Annotated in this window: 14 protein-coding genes; 4 read left to right on the top strand and 10 right to left on the bottom strand. The window is 55.4% G+C overall.

All coding sequences use genetic code 11. From position 1 onward, the window contains the following. Positions 1 to 19: 19 nt before the first annotated feature. From DDT52_RS07450 to DDT52_RS07435, 4 genes are all read right to left on the bottom strand, one after another. Entirely contained in the window at positions 20 to 1,369 is a 1,350-nt protein-coding gene (locus DDT52_RS07450; protein WP_136155782.1) for a GntP family permease, read from the bottom strand. A 94-nt stretch (positions 1,370 to 1,463) separates the two neighbouring features. Continuing rightward, entirely contained in the window at positions 1,464 to 3,431 is a 1,968-nt protein-coding gene (locus DDT52_RS07445; protein ID WP_136155781.1) for a YjhG/YagF family D-xylonate dehydratase, read from the bottom strand. 9 nt (positions 3,432 to 3,440) lie between these two features. Next, positions 3,441 to 4,346 carry a dihydrodipicolinate synthase family protein gene (locus DDT52_RS07440; RefSeq protein WP_136155780.1) on the bottom strand — a complete coding sequence of 302 codons (906 nt, stop codon included), beginning with the start codon at positions 4,344 to 4,346 and terminating at the stop codon, positions 3,441 to 3,443. Between the two features lie 4 nt (positions 4,347 to 4,350). Next, a complete protein-coding gene (locus DDT52_RS07435) occupies positions 4,351 to 5,139 on the bottom strand; it encodes an IclR family transcriptional regulator (protein WP_136155779.1) in 789 nt (262 codons plus the stop codon). 270 nt (positions 5,140 to 5,409) lie between these two features. Here DDT52_RS07435 and speG point away from each other — a divergent pair, with 270 nt between their 5' ends. Next, positions 5,410 to 5,985 carry a spermidine N1-acetyltransferase gene (gene speG / locus DDT52_RS07430; RefSeq protein WP_136155778.1) on the top strand — a complete coding sequence of 192 codons (576 nt, stop codon included), beginning with the start codon at positions 5,410 to 5,412 and terminating at the stop codon, positions 5,983 to 5,985. Positions 5,986 to 6,407: 422 nt separating this feature from the next. Here the strand turns inward: speG and ybbP are convergent, their stop codons facing one another. Together ybbP and ybbA are read right to left on the bottom strand one after the other, a co-directional pair. Continuing rightward, a complete protein-coding gene (gene ybbP, locus DDT52_RS07425) occupies positions 6,408 to 8,837 on the bottom strand; it encodes a putative ABC transporter permease subunit YbbP (protein WP_136155777.1) in 2,430 nt (809 codons plus the stop codon). Next, positions 8,834 to 9,535 carry a putative ABC transporter ATP-binding protein YbbA gene (ybbA, locus tag DDT52_RS07420; RefSeq protein ID WP_210732687.1) on the bottom strand — a complete coding sequence of 234 codons (702 nt, stop codon included), beginning with the start codon at positions 9,533 to 9,535 and terminating at the stop codon, positions 8,834 to 8,836. The genes ybbP and ybbA overlap by 4 nt, the downstream gene beginning before the upstream one ends. On the opposite strand from ybbA, the gene tesA reads away from it, so the two are divergent. The 3 genes from tesA (at position 9,488) to DDT52_RS07405 (ending at position 12,017) form a co-directional block, all read left to right on the top strand. Continuing rightward, the gene (gene tesA, locus DDT52_RS07415; RefSeq protein ID WP_136155776.1) at positions 9,488 to 10,171 is read left to right on the top strand and encodes a multifunctional acyl-CoA thioesterase I/protease I/lysophospholipase L1; all 684 of its coding nucleotides are present in this window, start codon (positions 9,488 to 9,490) and stop codon (positions 10,169 to 10,171) included. The two genes, ybbA and tesA, sit on opposite strands and share 48 nt — an antisense overlap. A 29-nt stretch (positions 10,172 to 10,200) precedes the next feature. Then, entirely contained in the window at positions 10,201 to 10,977 is a 777-nt protein-coding gene (locus tag DDT52_RS07410) for an SDR family oxidoreductase (RefSeq protein ID WP_136155775.1), read from the top strand. Positions 10,978 to 11,156: 179 nt separating this feature from the next. Continuing rightward, positions 11,157 to 12,017, top strand: a complete 861-nt coding sequence (locus tag DDT52_RS07405; protein ID WP_136155774.1) for a co-chaperone YbbN — start codon at positions 11,157 to 11,159, stop codon at positions 12,015 to 12,017. A gap of 70 nt (positions 12,018 to 12,087) precedes the next feature. Here DDT52_RS07405 and copD read toward each other — a convergent pair whose 3' ends face one another. The 4 genes from copD to DDT52_RS07385 form a co-directional block, all read right to left on the bottom strand. Beyond that, entirely contained in the window at positions 12,088 to 12,978 is an 891-nt protein-coding gene (gene copD, locus DDT52_RS07400; RefSeq protein ID WP_136155773.1) for a copper homeostasis membrane protein CopD, read from the bottom strand. 3 nt (positions 12,979 to 12,981) lie between these two features. Further along, positions 12,982 to 13,305, bottom strand: coding sequence for a copper homeostasis periplasmic binding protein CopC (gene copC, locus DDT52_RS07395; protein ID WP_247595500.1), 324 nt, complete (start codon positions 13,303 to 13,305; stop codon positions 12,982 to 12,984). A gap of 230 nt (positions 13,306 to 13,535) precedes the next feature. Then, positions 13,536 to 14,732: a nicotinamide mononucleotide deamidase-related protein YfaY gene (locus DDT52_RS07390; RefSeq protein ID WP_136155771.1), complete on the bottom strand. Its 1,197-nt coding sequence runs from the start codon at positions 14,730 to 14,732 to the stop codon at positions 13,536 to 13,538. 231 nt (positions 14,733 to 14,963) lie between these two features. Then, positions 14,964 to 15,506: a YfaZ family outer membrane protein gene (locus DDT52_RS07385; protein WP_109053061.1), complete on the bottom strand. Its 543-nt coding sequence runs from the start codon at positions 15,504 to 15,506 to the stop codon at positions 14,964 to 14,966. Positions 15,507 to 15,551 lie beyond the last annotated feature (45 nt).

Here is a 15,551-nt window from a genome sequence, read left to right as displayed (position 1 = left end):
CCTGCGCTATGTTTTAGTTTTATATCACCATGCTGGCAAGAAGAATAAAAATCAGCCCGCAGAGGGATAACAGGGTCGACATCAGCGTCCAGGACAATAGCGTCTCTTTCGTAGTCAGGCCGAAGAAATCCTTAATCATCCAGAAGCTGGCATCGTTGACGTGAGAGCAAATACACGAACCCGCGCCGGTCGCCAGCGTAATCAACGCCAGGTTGGTGCTCGGATGCACGGCCAGCAGCGGGATCACTAACCCGGCGGTTGAAATCGCGGCCACCGTGGCGGACCCCAGACAGATCCTCAGGAAGGCCGCTACGCCCCACGCCATCAGGATCGGGTTGATATCCATCCCCGACACCAGCGTGGAGATATACTGGCCGACGCCGGAATCAATCAACACCTGCTTGAACGCGCCGCCGCCGCCGATAATCAGCAACAGACCGGCGATACCGGCAATCGCCTTGCTACAGGAGTCCATCAGTTCCACAATGGTTTTCCCTCTGCCCACGCCCATGGTGTAAATGGCGAAGAGCAGCGAAATCAGCATCGCAATGGTGGAGTTGCCCAGAAACAGGAACATGTTGTACAACGCGCTGGGGTCGCCGGCATCTTTTGGCCGCGCCATCTGCATGATGGTCACCAGCGCCATCAGGATCACCGGCAGCATAGCGGTTAAAAAGCTGATACCAAACCCCGGCATTTCGCTTTCACTAAAGCTTTTGGTGGCGCCAAGCGACGCGATATTGCCCTCTTTTTTAAACGCCTCCGGGATCAGGCGCTGGCACACTTTATTCAACAGCGGGCCGCAAAGAATAAAGGTGGGGATACCGACAATGATGCCGTAAATCAGCACCATACCGACATCCGCGCCATATTCTCTGGCGATAACGGTCGGCCCCGGGTGCGGCGGCAGAAAGCCGTGCGCCACCAGCAAACCGGATAACATCGGCACGCACATATACATCGGCGAAATTTTGGCTTCACGGGCGATAGCGAACAGAATGGGCACCAGCAGAATCAAACCCACTTCGAAAAACAGCGCAATCCCGACAATAAAGGCTGAACAGACGACCGCCCAGTCCAGTTTTTTAGCGCCGAAATATTTCAGCATCGTCAGCGCAATACGCTGCGCGCCCCCGGCATCGGATAATAAACGGCCGAGCATAACGCCGAAGCCGAATATCAGGCCAATATGCCCCAGCGTGCCGCCAAGGCCGGATTCGACCGAAGCGACAACTTTATTCAGTCCCATTCCACTGGCGATGGCGACACCGATCGAGACAATAATTAATGAAACAAATGTATTTAATTTAATTTTTATGGTTAAAAGCAGGAGTACAGCAATACCTGCCACAACAATTAACAGTGGCATAATGTCCTCTCATTATCAGATAGCAATCAGTTATCGTTCAGGCGGGGCGAGCGCGGCGCCTGAAGGATTTCGGATAAGAATGTTTTTATTTCTTTCAGTGTTTATTAATATATTCGCTTAGTGCTTCGCTTATTTTATTGACATCATAAATACACCCAGTCCATGTCCCGCCGCTTACCGCCTGGAGCATTGCCCACAACCGGGTATCATCGGGTAAATCAGGGTCAGGAATTAAATCGGGATGACGACTTCTGGCATTTAAAATAGCGGTGGCCTCCTCGCGTGTGGGTAATACTTTATCGCTGCCAGCGCCTAAGAAATTCACTTCTCCTTTAAGCTGTTTGCAGTCGATTTTAATTTCAATAATATCTCCGGTGCGTAATTTACCTATTGCGCCGCCAGCCAGCGCTTCCGGCCCGGCGTGGCCGATACAGGCCCCGGTGGATACGCCGGAAAAACGGGCATCGGTAATCAGCGAAACATGCTTACCGTAGGAGAGATGTTTCAGCGCGCTGGTTACCTGATAGGTTTCCTCCATCCCGGTGCCGGATGGGCCGACGCCGATAATCACCAGAATATCGCCGGCTTTGATATTGTCGTGTTTGATATCGTAAATGGCGGTTTTCTCTGACAGATACACCTTCGCCGCACCTTTATGATAATACACGCCCTCTTCATTAATAACGGAAGCGTCAATGGCGGTGGATTTGATCACCGAGCCTTCCGGCGCAATATTCCCCACCGGGAAGGTGATGGTCGAGGTTAATCCGCGTTTTAACGCCTGTTGCGGCGACATAATGACGTCGTCCGGCTCCACCTGCTCCTGTTTGCGCAGCAGATCTTTAAATGCCTGCCGACGCCCGGCCTGTTCCCACCAGTCGAGATTTTCTTTCAGCGTGTGGCCGGTGACGGTCATCACATCTTCATGCAACAGACCCAGTTGGCGCAGATGCAGCATCACTTCCGGTACGCCGCCCGCCATAAACGCGTTCACGGTCGGATGATAGACCGGGCCGTTTGGCAGCACGCTCACCAGCCGTGGCACCTGTTTATTAATGCGGATCCAGTCTTCGACGGTGGGGATGCGGCAGCCCGCCTGGTGCGCAATCGCCGGGATATGCAGCAGCAAATTGGTGGACCCGCCAAACGCGGCATGCACCATCATGGCATTCTCAATGGCTTTATCGGTGAGGATCGCTTTGGTGGTGATGCCTTTTTGCGTCAGACGCAGGGCCGCGCGGGCGGAGGCGCGGGCAATCTCTTCCCACACCGGTTCGCCGGAGGGCGCCAGCGCGGAGTGCGGGATCGCCAGCCCCAGGCCTTCGGCCACAACTTGCGACGTGCCGGCGGTGCCGAGGAACTGACAGCCGCCGCCGGATGAGGCGCACGCCTGACAGCCTGCCCGGCGCGCATCCTGCAATGATAACTCACCGTTTGCGAAGCGCGCGCCAATGGTCTGTACTTTGCCGTTATCTTCGCCGTGCTGCGCGGGCAGTGTGGCTCCGCCGGGGATCAGCACCGTCGCTTTGTCATGCTGGGATGCCAGCGCCATCATGGTCGCCGGTAGCCCTTTATCGCAGGTCGCCACGCCAATCACCGCTTTCGCATCGGGCAGCGAGCGGATCAGACGACGCATCACCATCGATGCGTCATTGCGATAAGGCAGCGAATCAAACATGCCGGTGGTGCCCTGCGTACGCCCGTCGCAGGGATCGGAAACATACACGGCATAAGGCAGAGCGCGATGTGTTTTGATCACCTCCGCCGCCGCTTTCATCTGGATATCCAGCTCATAGTGCCCCTGATGCAGCGCCAGGGCGACAGGCTTGCCGTCGGCGCCGCGCAGGCCGCCAAGCGTGCTCAGCAGCAGAATGGCGTCACGGTCGAGCTCGTCCGGTTGCCAGCCCATCCCGGCATTCATCGTCATGCCGAAAATATCGCCGCTGGGACGGTTAATTAGCATCTCCGACGTCAGCGGCAGCTCGCCCTGCGGGCCAGCGGCGTGGGTTCTGACGCGGTAAATGTCCGGGTTATCGTCATCATAAATATCGCAAACAGACATGGTGTCCCCTTATGATTTTAAAATTTCCTGCGCGACTAACAGCTCACGAACTTTCTCTTTCGCCTCTGCTGAGGCGTCCAGAATTGGCGGCAGGCACCGGGTATTCACCGGCAGCCCCACGCATTGCATGGCATATTTAATCAGCGAGACAAACGGGGTTTCCAACGCATAAATGGACGGCAGTTGCAGGAGCTTCTTATTGAGCGCGGCCGCCGTCGCCAGATCGCCCTCCTGCCAGGCCCGGTAAATCCCAACGGATAAATCCGGAGCAAAGTTGACGCTGGCGGTAATCGCCCCATCGCCGCCCAGCAGCAGGGTGTTGAGTAAATGATCGTCGAAACCGCAGAACACGGAAAACGTCGGGCGCACGGCTTTGACGGTGTTGATCATGGCGCGCAGATGGCCGACGCTGTCGATGGTGTCTTTAATGCCGACGATGTTTTCGTTTTGCAGCACCAGACGCTTGACGACCTCCGGCGTTAAGTCCTGGCCGGTGAGATCCGGGAAGTTGTAAAGGATCACCGGCAGGCTGACGCTACGGGCGATTTGCTGGTAATAATCGTCCAGATTGCGCGGAGCCACTTTCCAGTACCAGGGGTTAATGGCGACGATCCCCTCCGCGCCGCAGGATTCGGCGTGGCGGGCCAGTTTTACCGCCTCGTCGGTTGACGTGGAGCCCACGCCAATCAACACCGGCACCCGCCCGGCGACCACCGCAACGGCTTCCTCGGCGAAAGCCATTCTCTGCTGCGCGTTCATCTGGCTAAACTCCCCGCCGGTACCCAGATAAAAAAGGCCATCGACGCCTTTGTTAATCAGAAAATCGGCAACCTCTTTCATGGCGGCTTTATCAATATTGCCATTACTATCAAAGGTGCTGGAGACAGGCGGAATAATGCCGCTAAATTTTTTCATTACATCAGTTTCCTTTTCTTAAATACTCATTTTCATTACGGTATCCCAGCCCATGTGATATTTGCCTGGCGCATTGCCTGAGCAGCTCGAGATAACCATCGACCTTCTTGCCTGAATACACCACCGGATCGCCCGACAGTGAGATCGCATAATTAACCCGGTTATACATATCGAAGACCGGCATACTTAAACATACGGCGCCATAGGTTGATTCTTCATTGTCGATCGCCCATCCGCGCAAACGCGTTTTCTGTAACTCTTCGCGAAATAATTTTTTATCGGTAAACGTATTACGAGTGTGTTTTTTCAGAACTAACGCATCGAGAAAATAATCGATCTCTTCGCGGCTCTTCCACGCCAGCAACGCCTTGCCGAGTGCGGTGATGTGTAATTCCAGCTTTTTACCAATCCAGCTTTTCCGCGTCGGCACCGAATCCGGGCTTTCGACTTTATCGAGATAAATCGCGGAATAACTTTCCATCGCCCCTAAATGACAAACCAGGCCACTTTTCATCGACAGTTCCTGCATCGGGCGCTTGGTGACTTCAAAGATATTTTTCCGGTGCAGCGCCTGGCAACCAAGCTCATAAGTTTTAATGCCCAGAGAATATTGATTCTGTTCACTTTTAATTAAGAAGCCGCACTCCACCATCACATTTAATAAATTCAGCAGGCTACTTTTCGGATACTGAAATTCTCTTAACAGCTCCATAAAACTCGCCATGCCGACATAGGCGATATGCGTGAGTATTTTTTCCGCTCTGATTAATGAATTACAGCCTTTACCACTCATAACGATTCCCGCCCTCTGTTGAAATAAAGTTTATCCGCCCTGAAAAGCGGAAAATACGCCTGGTTCAACGGGCTGAACCGAGATAGGCGAATGAAACGTGATCCAATACGGGTTTTGGTGAATAAATGGCGGAAATCTGACTGACATAACCGTTGTTTTTCGGCTAAAGACAGCAAAAATATTCGCCTGACTAATGCCTTGCTAACTCGAATGAGTTTATGATTAAGGCAATTTTATTGGCAGAAAAAATTGAAATTTTAAGGATTCACTATGTCCGGTACGAGCAACGCCGTTCGGCTACGACCGCTGGAGCGGGACGATCTCACTTTTATCCATCAGTTGGATAACAATGCCAGCGTCATGCGTTACTGGTTTGAAGAACCTTATGAGGCGTTTGTCGAACTCAGCGATCTGTATGACAAACATATCCACGACCAGAGCGAGCGGCGTTTTATCATTGAGCACGAACAGACCAAGGTCGGTTTGGTCGAACTGGTAGAAATCAATCACATCCATCGGCGCGCCGAATTCCAAATCATCATCGATCCCGCCTATCAGGGCCACGGATACGCCAGCGCCGCGGCAAAACTGGCAATGGATTACGGTTTCTCGGTGCTGAACCTGTATAAGCTGTATCTGATTGTCGATAAAGAGAATAAGAGAGCGATTCACATCTATAGCAAGCTGGGGTTTGAAGTGGAAGGCGAGCTGATCCACGAGTTCTTCATCAACGGCGAATACCGCAACACCATCCGCATGTGCATTTTCCAGCAGCAATATCTGGCGAAGCACAAAACGGTAACCGGCACCGGCGGCCCCGCACCGGGTAGTTCAATCAGCCAATAATCGTAAAATAAGGCCGGTTCACCCGGCCTGTAAAACTGTGAAAAAAGCGCTAACAGACAGCGCATTTCACTGTTTTTTTACTTTCCGGCGTAAAAAATTATGCTGAGGTGGGCATGACCGCCGAGTGAGCGACAGGACGTCGCGAAAGCCAGTGCCGCGTCGGGAACGCGTCACTGGCGGCTCGAACAGCGGCATGAACGCCGAGGGCACCGCGTCAGCGGCATAATTTCCGCCAAAAGCCCGGGTTCTCAGGGCGCTGGCGAATGAGCGCCCTGAGTCGGGCGTGGCACGAGTGCCGCAGAGAGATTCCGCGATTTATCACGCACGAAACAGCCGCCGCTCTTTGCATGGTAGGTAGATAGTCATTCCGTGGCGTAAACGTTTATCATCAACCTCAGACCGGTATCACCCGGCCTATGATCTTACCCCGCGAACTGCCGGAACAGCGCCTTGCCGCGCAGCAGGCGAATCCCCAGCCAGCCGCCGCACAGTGACAGCAGAAAAGCGGCGGACAGCGGCAATGTCACCCACATGACGATATTCGGTTCCCACGGGAAGTTGAAGACCTCGCGCTGCAATAACCACAGCGCCGCTTCCGCGCCAATGGCGGCGGCAATACCGGCCGCCAGCCCCAGAACCGCAAACTCGCACCATAGTGTGGTACGCAGAAGACGAAGTCCGGCGCCCAGCGTCCGGTATACCATCAGTTCCTGTCGCCGCTGGCGCATGCCGACCTGAATCTGCGCCAGCAGCAACAGCACGCCACAGAACAACACCAGAATGACCATGATTTCCAGCGCCCGGCTCACCTGCTGCAATACCTGTCCAATCTGACGCAGAATGCTGCCGACATCCATTACGCTCAACGTCGGGAACTGACGATTAAGCTGCGTAATCATCTTTTCATCACCGTCGTAGCGGAAACTGGTCAGCCAGGACTGCGGCTGACTATCCAACGCGCCCGCGGGAAAGATAAAGAAAAAGTTCGGACGCAAACTTTCCCAATCCACCTGCCGGAAGCTGGTCACTTTGGCGCTGAATGGCTGCGTGTCGCCGGTAAAGGTCAGCGTATCCCCGATGTTGATCCCCATCTTTTTGGCTTCTTCCGCTTCCATCGAGACTTCGCCCGCTTGCGGCGCGTCCCCCTCAACCAGAACGTTGTGTTCAGGAATACCGTCCATCCAGGTCAGGTTCAGCTCACGATTGACCGTATTGCCGCCGGGATCGTCCTCATGAATCACTTCCGTTGCCACCTGCTGATTAATTTCCGTCAGGCGCGCACGAACGATCGGATAAAATTGCCCCGCATCGACCTGATGCTGTTCAAGGAAGGTTTTGACCTGCGGCACCTGTTCTGCGGTCATATTCAGCAGAAAATAGTTCGGGCTGCCCGGCGGCAACTGTTGTTGCCAACGTTCCAGCAAATCTCCCCGCATCACCAGCAGCAAAGCCAGCAACATGAACGACAGTGAAAATGCCGCCAACTGGCTGAGCGTCGACCAGGGTTGGCGCAACAAACGGTTAATCGCCAGCCGCATCGCCAGTCGCTTAACCGTCAGGCGCCGTAACAGCAGCAATCCGCCCCAGCCAATCACGCCCAATAGCAGCGAGAGTACCGCCATCCCGCCCAGCAAGGCCCACAGCAGCGAACCGCCGCCGGACAGAATGGCAAGCAGACCAACCACAATCGCCAGCACTATCGGCAGGTAATAACGCAGCGGCCAGACATTCGCCACCACGTCCTGACGCAATACGCGCAGCGGCTGCGTCGCCAGCAGCAGGCGATAAGGCCTCAGCCCGACCAGCAATGAAATCAGCACTAATGAACCCAGCGCCCAGATCCACGGCCATAGTCCCGATGCGGGCAACGCCGCAGGCAATACCGGTGCCAGCATTTTCATCAACAATGCTTCAAACCCGAGCCCGACCAGGCTGCCGCACAGCGCCGCCAGTCCCAGCACCGAGAGCCATTGGCCGACAATCAGCCGTTGCAGCGCTTTTTTCCCTGCTCCCAGCGTTTTTAGCACCGCCACCAGATCATAACGGCTGCGGCAATAATGCCCCATGGAAACCGCTACCGCCGCGATGGACAGCAACAGCGTCAGCAGGGCCGACAGCAACAGGAATTGCTGAGAACGCTTCAGCGACTGACTCAGCGCGCCTTCGGAATCCTCCATGCCGTACCAGCGCTGATCGGGTTTGAGCTGCGGCTTGATGAAATCACTGAACCTGCTGATTTGCTGCTCATCTCCGGCAAACATATAGCGCCAGGTAATCCGGCCGCCGGGTTGGATGGCCCCGGTTTTTTCCACATCGTCCAGGTTCATCAAAACACGCGGCGCGGTATCAAACGGATTAAATCCGGCATCCGGCTCCTGAATCAGCTCCCCGGCAATACGCAGGGAGGTATCTCCCACGTCCAGCATGTCGCCGACGTTCAGTCCCAGCAATGCCAGCAGCCTTGGCGCCACCAGCACGGTTCCCGCTTCGGCATGCAGCCCGGCCGGACGCGTCTGCAATTGACCGTACAGCGGATAACGCCGATCGGTCGCCTTGATCCTCGCTAGCTGAGGCGTATCGCCCGCAAACGTCATGGTCATGAATGAAATCTGTCGGCTAAGCGTCAACCCTTGCTGTTGCGCCGTCTGAAGCCATGTTTCATCCACCGGACGCGATGCGCGTAACACCCGATCGCCAGCCAGAAAATCCCGGCTCTGCTGGCTCAGCCCTTTTTCCATGCGATCGCTGATATTGCCCAGCGCCAACACACAAGCCACGGCCAGCGTTAACGCCAGCCAGACAATCAATAAGGAAGGAGAGCGCCATTCGCGCCAGAACCACCGCCAGATCATGCGTCCTCCCGCAGCTTGCCATCTATCAGACGCAGCCGGCGCTCACAGCGAGCCGCAAGCTGTTCATCATGGGTGACCAGAATCAACGTGGTGGCATAATCGCGGTTCAGAGAAAACAGCAGGTCGACAATACGCTCGCCAGTTTTGCGATCCAGATTCCCGGTCGGTTCATCGGCGAACAGCACTTTGGGACGACCGCTAAAAGCCCGCGCCAGCGCCACGCGCTGCTGTTCGCCGCCGGAAAGCTGGGCCGGCAGGTGATGTAATCGTTCACCCAGCCCCAGTTGCTGCAACAGTTGCTCTGCCTGACCGCGGCTGTGGCTATCACTCTCGCCGCGTAACAGCGCGGGGAGCTGGACGTTTTCCAGCGCATTCAGCGTCGGCACCAGCATAAAAGACTGAAAGACAAATCCCACGTCTCTGGCTCGCAGCGCCGCACGCCCTTCCTCATCCAGTTTGCTTAATGACTCGCCCATCAGGCTGACTTCACCTTCACTGCCATCATCCAGACCGGCGAGAATGCCCAGTAGCGTCGATTTCCCCGATCCAGACTCACCAATCAGCGCAATTGTCTGTGCGGGTTTGACAATGAGCTCAACTCCGGTAAGGATGGAAAGCCGATTCTCTCCTTGACCAACGTGCTTACTAAGATGATGAACTTCAAGAATGTTTTCCGCGGGCCCGGTTTTGGTTGGCATAGCACTCGCTGGACTGGTCTTTGCAAACATGTTTTCGTCCTTTTGCTTCTGGGATTATGCAGTGTACGCGCTTTCGCCGCGGACACTTTATTGATTCTGGGCGATAGCCTCAGCGCGGGCTACCAGATGCCGGCGGCCAACGCCTGGCCCGCCTTGCTGAACAAACAGTGGCAGACCCGGCAAAAAGGCGCCAACGTGGTTAATGCCAGCATCAGCGGCGATACCGCCGCACAAGGGCTGGCACGTCTTCCGGCATTGCTGGAACAGCATCAGCCGCGCTGGGTTCTGATCGAACTTGGCGGCAACGATGGACTACGGGGTTTTCCTCCGCAAAATATCGAACAGGACCTGACCAAAATCATCACGTTGGTCAGGCAGGCCAACGCCGAACCCCTGCTCATGCAAATTCGTCTGCCGACCAACTATGGACGCCGCTATACGGAATCGTTCAGCGACGTTTATCCCCGGTTGGCGAAGCAGTTTGCGCTTCCGCTGCTACCCTTTTTTATGGAGCAGGTTTATCAAAAACCCGAGTGGATAATGGAAGATGGCATCCACCCGACCCGTGATGCCCAACCGTTTATCGCCGACTGGATGGCGAAACAGCTGGAACCCTTAGTTAACCATGAGTCTTGATAAATAGGGCTTTTGAATTAGGTAAAGTTATGCAAAAAACGGTTTTCATTACCGGTTGTTCCAGCGGTATTGGTCTGATTGCCGCCCAGGCTCTGCAACAGCGCGGCTATCGCGTGCTTGCCGCCTGCCGCCGGGCCGATGACGTCGCACGTATGAGCGCGCTGGGACTGGAAGGGATTGAACTGGATCTGGATGACGCCGCCAGCGTTGAACAAGCCGCCGCCGACGTCATCAGACTGACCGATAACCGATTGTATGGTTTGTTTAATAACGCCGGATACGGCTTATACGGGCCGCTGAACAGTATATCGCGCCAGCAGCTTGAACATCAGTTTTCCAGCAATCTGTTCGGGACGCATCAGTTGACGCAGCTATTGCTGCCCGCCATGCTGCCACACGGCGAAGGACGGATTATTCAGACCAGTTCGGTGATGGGACTGGTCGCCACGCCGGGGCGTGGCGCGTATGCCGCCAGCAAATTTGCACTGGAGGCATGGTCGGATGCCCTGCGGATGGAACTGTATGGCAGCGGTTTACACGTCAGCCTGATTGAACCCGGACCGCTCAGCACGCGCTTTACCGACAACGTCGATCAGACGCAAACGGACCAACCGGTCACCAATCCCGGCATCGCCCGACGATTCACGCTGCCGCCGGAAGCCGTATTGCCTAAACTGTATCACGCGCTGGAAAGCCCCCGGCCCAGACTGCGCTACCCCGTGACGCTGGTAGCCCACTCGTTATCATGGCTACGCCGCCTGCTGCCGGGACGCTATCTGGACAATGTATTACGAACCCGCTCCTGATATCGCTTTGCAGGAAGGCGGCAAGCAGCGCCCCCCAACGGATCGGGGCCAACGGATGGGCCGAATCGTTGAACGAAGCCAACACGCCTGCAACCTGAAAGATGACGGGGATTGGCTTGAAGTGGCGCATTTCGCCCCCATTAATAGCCAAGACGGACGAGGATAAGAGAGAACGCATAATGCTAGAACAACAAGCCAATATCATTGATGTCAACGAATCCAACCTGCATCAGGTGCTGGAGCATTCCACGACATTACCCGTACTGTTTTATTTTTGGTCCGAACGCAGTCAGCACTGTCTGCAACTGGAACCGATACTGAACAAACTGGCGCAGGAATACGCCGGGCAATTTATTCTGGCAAAAGTCGATTGCGATGCGGAACAGCACGTTGCCGCCCAATTTGGTTTGCGCGCCATTCCAACCGTCTATCTGTTTAAAGACGGTCAGCCGCTGGATGGTTTTCAGGGGCCGCAGCCGGAAGAAGCGGTGCGTGAACTGTTAAAACGCGCGCTGCCGAAAGAAGAAGAGCTGAAGGTAGCTGAAGCGCAGCAGTTGATTCAGGAAGGTAAGTTACCCGAGGCCATGCCGCTGCTGAAAGAAGCCTGGCAGTTGAGCCAACAGCGCAGCGATATCGGTCTGATGCTGGCGGAAGTCCAGATTCAGCTTAACCGCAGCGAAGATGCCGAAGCGGTGCTGGCGACGGTTCCATTGCAGGATCAGGATACCCGTTACCATAGTCTGGTGGCGCAGATTGAATTGCTCAGGCAGGCCGCGGATACGCCGGAAATTCAACTGTTACAGCAGCAGTTGGACGCTGACCCGCAAAACGCGGAGCTGGCGGTACAACTGGCTTTGCAGCTGCATCAGGTTGGACGCAATGAAGAGTCCCTTGAGCTGTTGATGAGCTTTCTGAAGAAAGATCTGGGGGCCGCCAACGGTAACGCCCGCAAGACGCTGATGGATATTATGGCCGCGCTGGGCACCGGCGACGCACTGGCCGCCCGCTACCGCCGCCAGCTCTACTCCCTGCTTTACTGATTGCAGCTTTACAGATTTCGGCACGACATCCACCAGAATTCAACAGGGGAATATCGTGCCGTTCTGGTGGTTATCCGTTCACCGGATAGGGAGACAGCGTAGCAAAATAACTCACCAGCAGAAGCACCAGCGATGCCAGCCCAATCTCTATCCAGACGTACGTGACCAGCTTACGCAACACCGACTCTCCGTTCTCTCTCCCCAGTTGGGGAACCAGCCAATACCGATTGAACAATGCCAGCGCGATCATCACCAGCACTAACGCCGCCTTGACCAGCAATAATCCGCTGTACAGGCTAACCGGCGGAGGCCATCCCAATAGCAGCAGAGCGCTGAACGCTCCGGTCACGATATTCAGCATGACCCAGACATGCCCGTAGCGGGAAAAACGCATCATTGTGGCAATGGCATCCTTACGCACTGCCGGATTTCGTCCTTCAACCATCAGGTACAGCAACGGCGGCAGACCGCCGGCCCATAATGCTGACGAGATCAGATGCAGCACATGATTAGCCCGCTGCGCTATTCCCAACCCGCCTTCCAGTCCGGCGGCATGTCCGATATACGCCATGCCGCACCACTGCGTTACGCAAACCAGCAAGATAAACCGGTATCGGGAAACATCACGCGCCATCAGCCCCAGAAACGCCAATAGCGCCAGCAATATCTGTACGCCCCATGCCTTGCCGACCGTAGTGGTCAGCACCGCCTGCCAGATATCGCCATCCGTCAGGTTGCGCCAGTCGCCGCTCATGATAACCAGTTGCAGCGACAGGATGACACTTGCGCATCCCAGCGTAACCCACAGGGTACTTCGCAATACCAGATTCAGCCGACCGGCCAGATAGCGTCTGAAATCGCCCGGCGCCAGCCAGACAACATAAAAGGCGCCGCCGGTTGTCAGCATCAGGGCAGAAAAATATCCCCAGCGCAGCGCCACATAAAGGCTATCCAGCGCCACAGGTTATTTCACCGTAAAACGGTAGCTACCTTTGAGTTTATGGCCGTCAACGGACAAAACGTGCCAGTTGACCTGATAACGCCCGCTTGCCAGCGGTTTCGCCAACGTCACATTCATCTGATTACGCGCATCAGGCGTAACCGAGGTTTTGCTTATTGATTGCGATTGCCGGGCATCATCAATGATTTCAACGCCGCTGAACGCGGGTTCAATATTTTCCGTGAAGGTCAGCGTAAGCGCGTCGGGGGCCGTGTCAACGGTACTGTCGGCTACCGGGACCTGACTTTTCAAATGCGCATGCGCCCATACCGAGGGAGAAAACACCATCGTCGTGGCGGCCAGCAGAGCGCCGCCCAGCAAGCTCTTCAGCTTCAATGTCATATTCATTCATCCTGTTGCATCAGAAATGGGAAACCAGTAAAAAAATCCACGACAGCCCACAAGGGGAAAATGAGAAAAATTTTGCACGCTAAAAAGGGTAAAAAATCACGCCGCAGACATTCGTCCCTGTCGCCGGCAAAAGCCGGCGAGCGGCCATCCGATTAATCAGATGTCTCTTACGCTAACGTCTCCAGTACATTGATCCACCCGTGACCGCCGTAAACAGACCAGCCATTCAACCAGCGGCGCAACATGTTCATGGCAAACATGGCCACAACGTCCTGATGCGTGTTCAGACTATAGCGCGGAACGTTATACTGTATGGCCTGCGCAAATGTGCCTTGCGGCGTATGCAGGGCAATCACCAGCCGGTCGCCCCGCCGGCCTCCAACTCGCAGCGCCAGCGGCGATCCATGACGTTCTGCCAGCTGACGCGTGTCATCGGCAAACGGCTGCAAATCCAGCTCAGCGCTATTCACCCGCAGTTCACCCCCCGCTAATGGCACACTGGCGGACTGTAACTGCCAGTTCAGCAAACCGGCAGTAAAGTCTTCACCGATCGCCAGCTTAAGATCCCGCTCGCGCAGCCGACGCGCCAGCTGCGCCGGCAGGCCTTCCGTCCCTTCAAAGATGGCGTTTTCACCCGCCACGGTGCGTACCCGTTCCCACAGCCGTTCCATTGCCGGCCGTTGCGCGGCGGGTCCGGTCAGTTTCAGTTCAATAATCGGCATGGAAGAACGATAGCCCAGAACCACCCCCGGCGGGAGTGATTGTCCATCCAGTTGACTGGCCAGATCGCTTTCAGATCGCCCAAACGTGGTGAGTCGCAAACACAGCGGCGGTTCGGAAATGGCAAAACGATCGCGCAGACGTGGCATGATCTGTTGATCCACCATCACCTTGAATTCCGAGGGTACGCCCGGCGTAAAAAACATCAGGCATTTATTGAGCGGCATGGCAAAGCCGCATGCCGTCCCCACGGGATTATCGACCATTTCGGCGCTGGCGGGGATCTGCGCCTGTTTCCGGTTGCTGGGCGCCATTACCCGCCCCCGTTCGGTAAAAAACGCCTCCATCCGTGCCAGCCATTCAGCATGTTCAACCAAGCCTTCCCCGGCGGCCGTGGCAGCCGCCAACGCGCTGAGATCGTCACTGGTCGGCCCCAGTCCGCCATTGACAATCAGAACATCCGCAATCTGACTACGTTGTGTAATCGTTGTCACCAAGGCATCGAGGTCATCGCCAACCGTCATACGGCTGGTCATCGGTAATCCCTGTTGAAACAGATAATCCGCCAGCCAGGCCGCATTGGTATCAATAATCTGACCATGCAGCACTTCATCGCCGGTACATAACATCTCGACCCTAAGCATCTTTTACTCCTCGTGATTACGCTTTACCCACTTTAAAAACTCGGTTGGTGAAACACAACGTTTCTTTCTGGCAATGACTCCGGCGATTTTCCCCGATAGATAAAGCATCATTATGATTCAATGCGCGATGGCAGCCGGCTGGTTGCCCTCCCTCAGCCAGCGGAGGTTGAATGTAAAAAGAGCGTGATGATTCACGCTCTTTTTAGTGACCTTGCGTCTTTCGACCGGCCGTCAGAAGTTCAAACCAACCCCGATATAGGCCGTATCAGCCAGTTTGTTATCTGAACGACCGCTTTCGCCCGCCAGATTGATGTAGCGATAGCCCACATCCACGTTTAACGGACCGAAGACCTGCCAGCGAACGCCCGCCTTGCCTTCAACGTAGTGATCGACGTGGCTGGAAAACGCGTCCGGGGAATAATAACCTTCGCCGTAGATGGAGAAGTAACGGTTAATCGGCCATTGCAGACCGCCGCCCAGCGCCAGCGCATGACCGTCAGTAGCGCGATCCTGATTCAGATACAACGCCTTGCCGCCGAGGGTCAGTTTCAACGGGCCGACAGGAATGGTATAGCCTAATCCAAACCCGTAGACATCGTTGTTGTTGTCGCCGTGGGAATAACTCACGCTGCCGGCCAGTCCGGGGACGCCCAAACCAAACCCGACATTGGCGCCGGAATAGTCGCGTCCCGCTTCCCCTGAAAGGCTAATGGCATGTACAGAAGCGCTGGCGAGCAGCAAGCTTCCTGCACAGGCAATTACAAACTTTTTCATTTCAATATCCTTAAAATAGTCATTAAACGCCGTGCAAAACATATC

The organism is Brenneria roseae subsp. roseae (assembly GCF_003115845.1).
GTDB classification, from domain to species: Bacteria; Pseudomonadota; Gammaproteobacteria; order Enterobacterales; family Enterobacteriaceae; genus Brenneria; species Brenneria roseae.
This window is presented reverse-complemented; position numbering and strand designations above follow the sequence as displayed.

Excerpts from the sequence above, each read along its gene's own strand:
- DDT52_RS07385 (WP_109053061.1), bottom strand. The coding sequence starts at position 15,506 with ATGAAAAAGTTTGTAATTGCCTGTGCAGGAAGCTTGCTGCTCGCCAGC.
- DDT52_RS07450 (WP_136155782.1), bottom strand. The coding sequence starts at position 1,369 with ATGCCACTGTTAATTGTTGTGGCAGGTATTGCTGTACTCCTGCTTTTA.
- speG (WP_136155778.1), top strand. The coding sequence starts at position 5,410 with ATGTCCGGTACGAGCAACGCCGTTCGGCTACGACCGCTGGAGCGGGAC.
- DDT52_RS07405 (WP_136155774.1), top strand. The coding sequence starts at position 11,157 with ATGCTAGAACAACAAGCCAATATCATTGATGTCAACGAATCCAACCTG.
- ybbP (WP_136155777.1), bottom strand. The coding sequence starts at position 8,837 with ATGATCTGGCGGTGGTTCTGGCGCGAATGGCGCTCTCCTTCCTTATTG.
- ybbA (WP_210732687.1), bottom strand. The coding sequence starts at position 9,535 with ATGCCAACCAAAACCGGGCCCGCGGAAAACATTCTTGAAGTTCATCAT.
- DDT52_RS07410 (WP_136155775.1), top strand. The coding sequence starts at position 10,201 with ATGCAAAAAACGGTTTTCATTACCGGTTGTTCCAGCGGTATTGGTCTG.
- copC (WP_247595500.1), bottom strand. The coding sequence starts at position 13,305 with ATGGTGTTTTCTCCCTCGGTATGGGCGCATGCGCATTTGAAAAGTCAG.
- DDT52_RS07435 (WP_136155779.1), bottom strand. The coding sequence starts at position 5,139 with ATGAGTGGTAAAGGCTGTAATTCATTAATCAGAGCGGAAAAAATACTC.
- DDT52_RS07445 (WP_136155781.1), bottom strand. The coding sequence starts at position 3,431 with ATGTCTGTTTGCGATATTTATGATGACGATAACCCGGACATTTACCGC.
- tesA (WP_136155776.1), top strand. The coding sequence starts at position 9,488 with ATGATGAACTTCAAGAATGTTTTCCGCGGGCCCGGTTTTGGTTGGCAT.
- DDT52_RS07390 (WP_136155771.1), bottom strand. The coding sequence starts at position 14,732 with ATGCTTAGGGTCGAGATGTTATGTACCGGCGATGAAGTGCTGCATGGT.
- DDT52_RS07440 (WP_136155780.1), bottom strand. The coding sequence starts at position 4,346 with ATGAAAAAATTTAGCGGCATTATTCCGCCTGTCTCCAGCACCTTTGAT.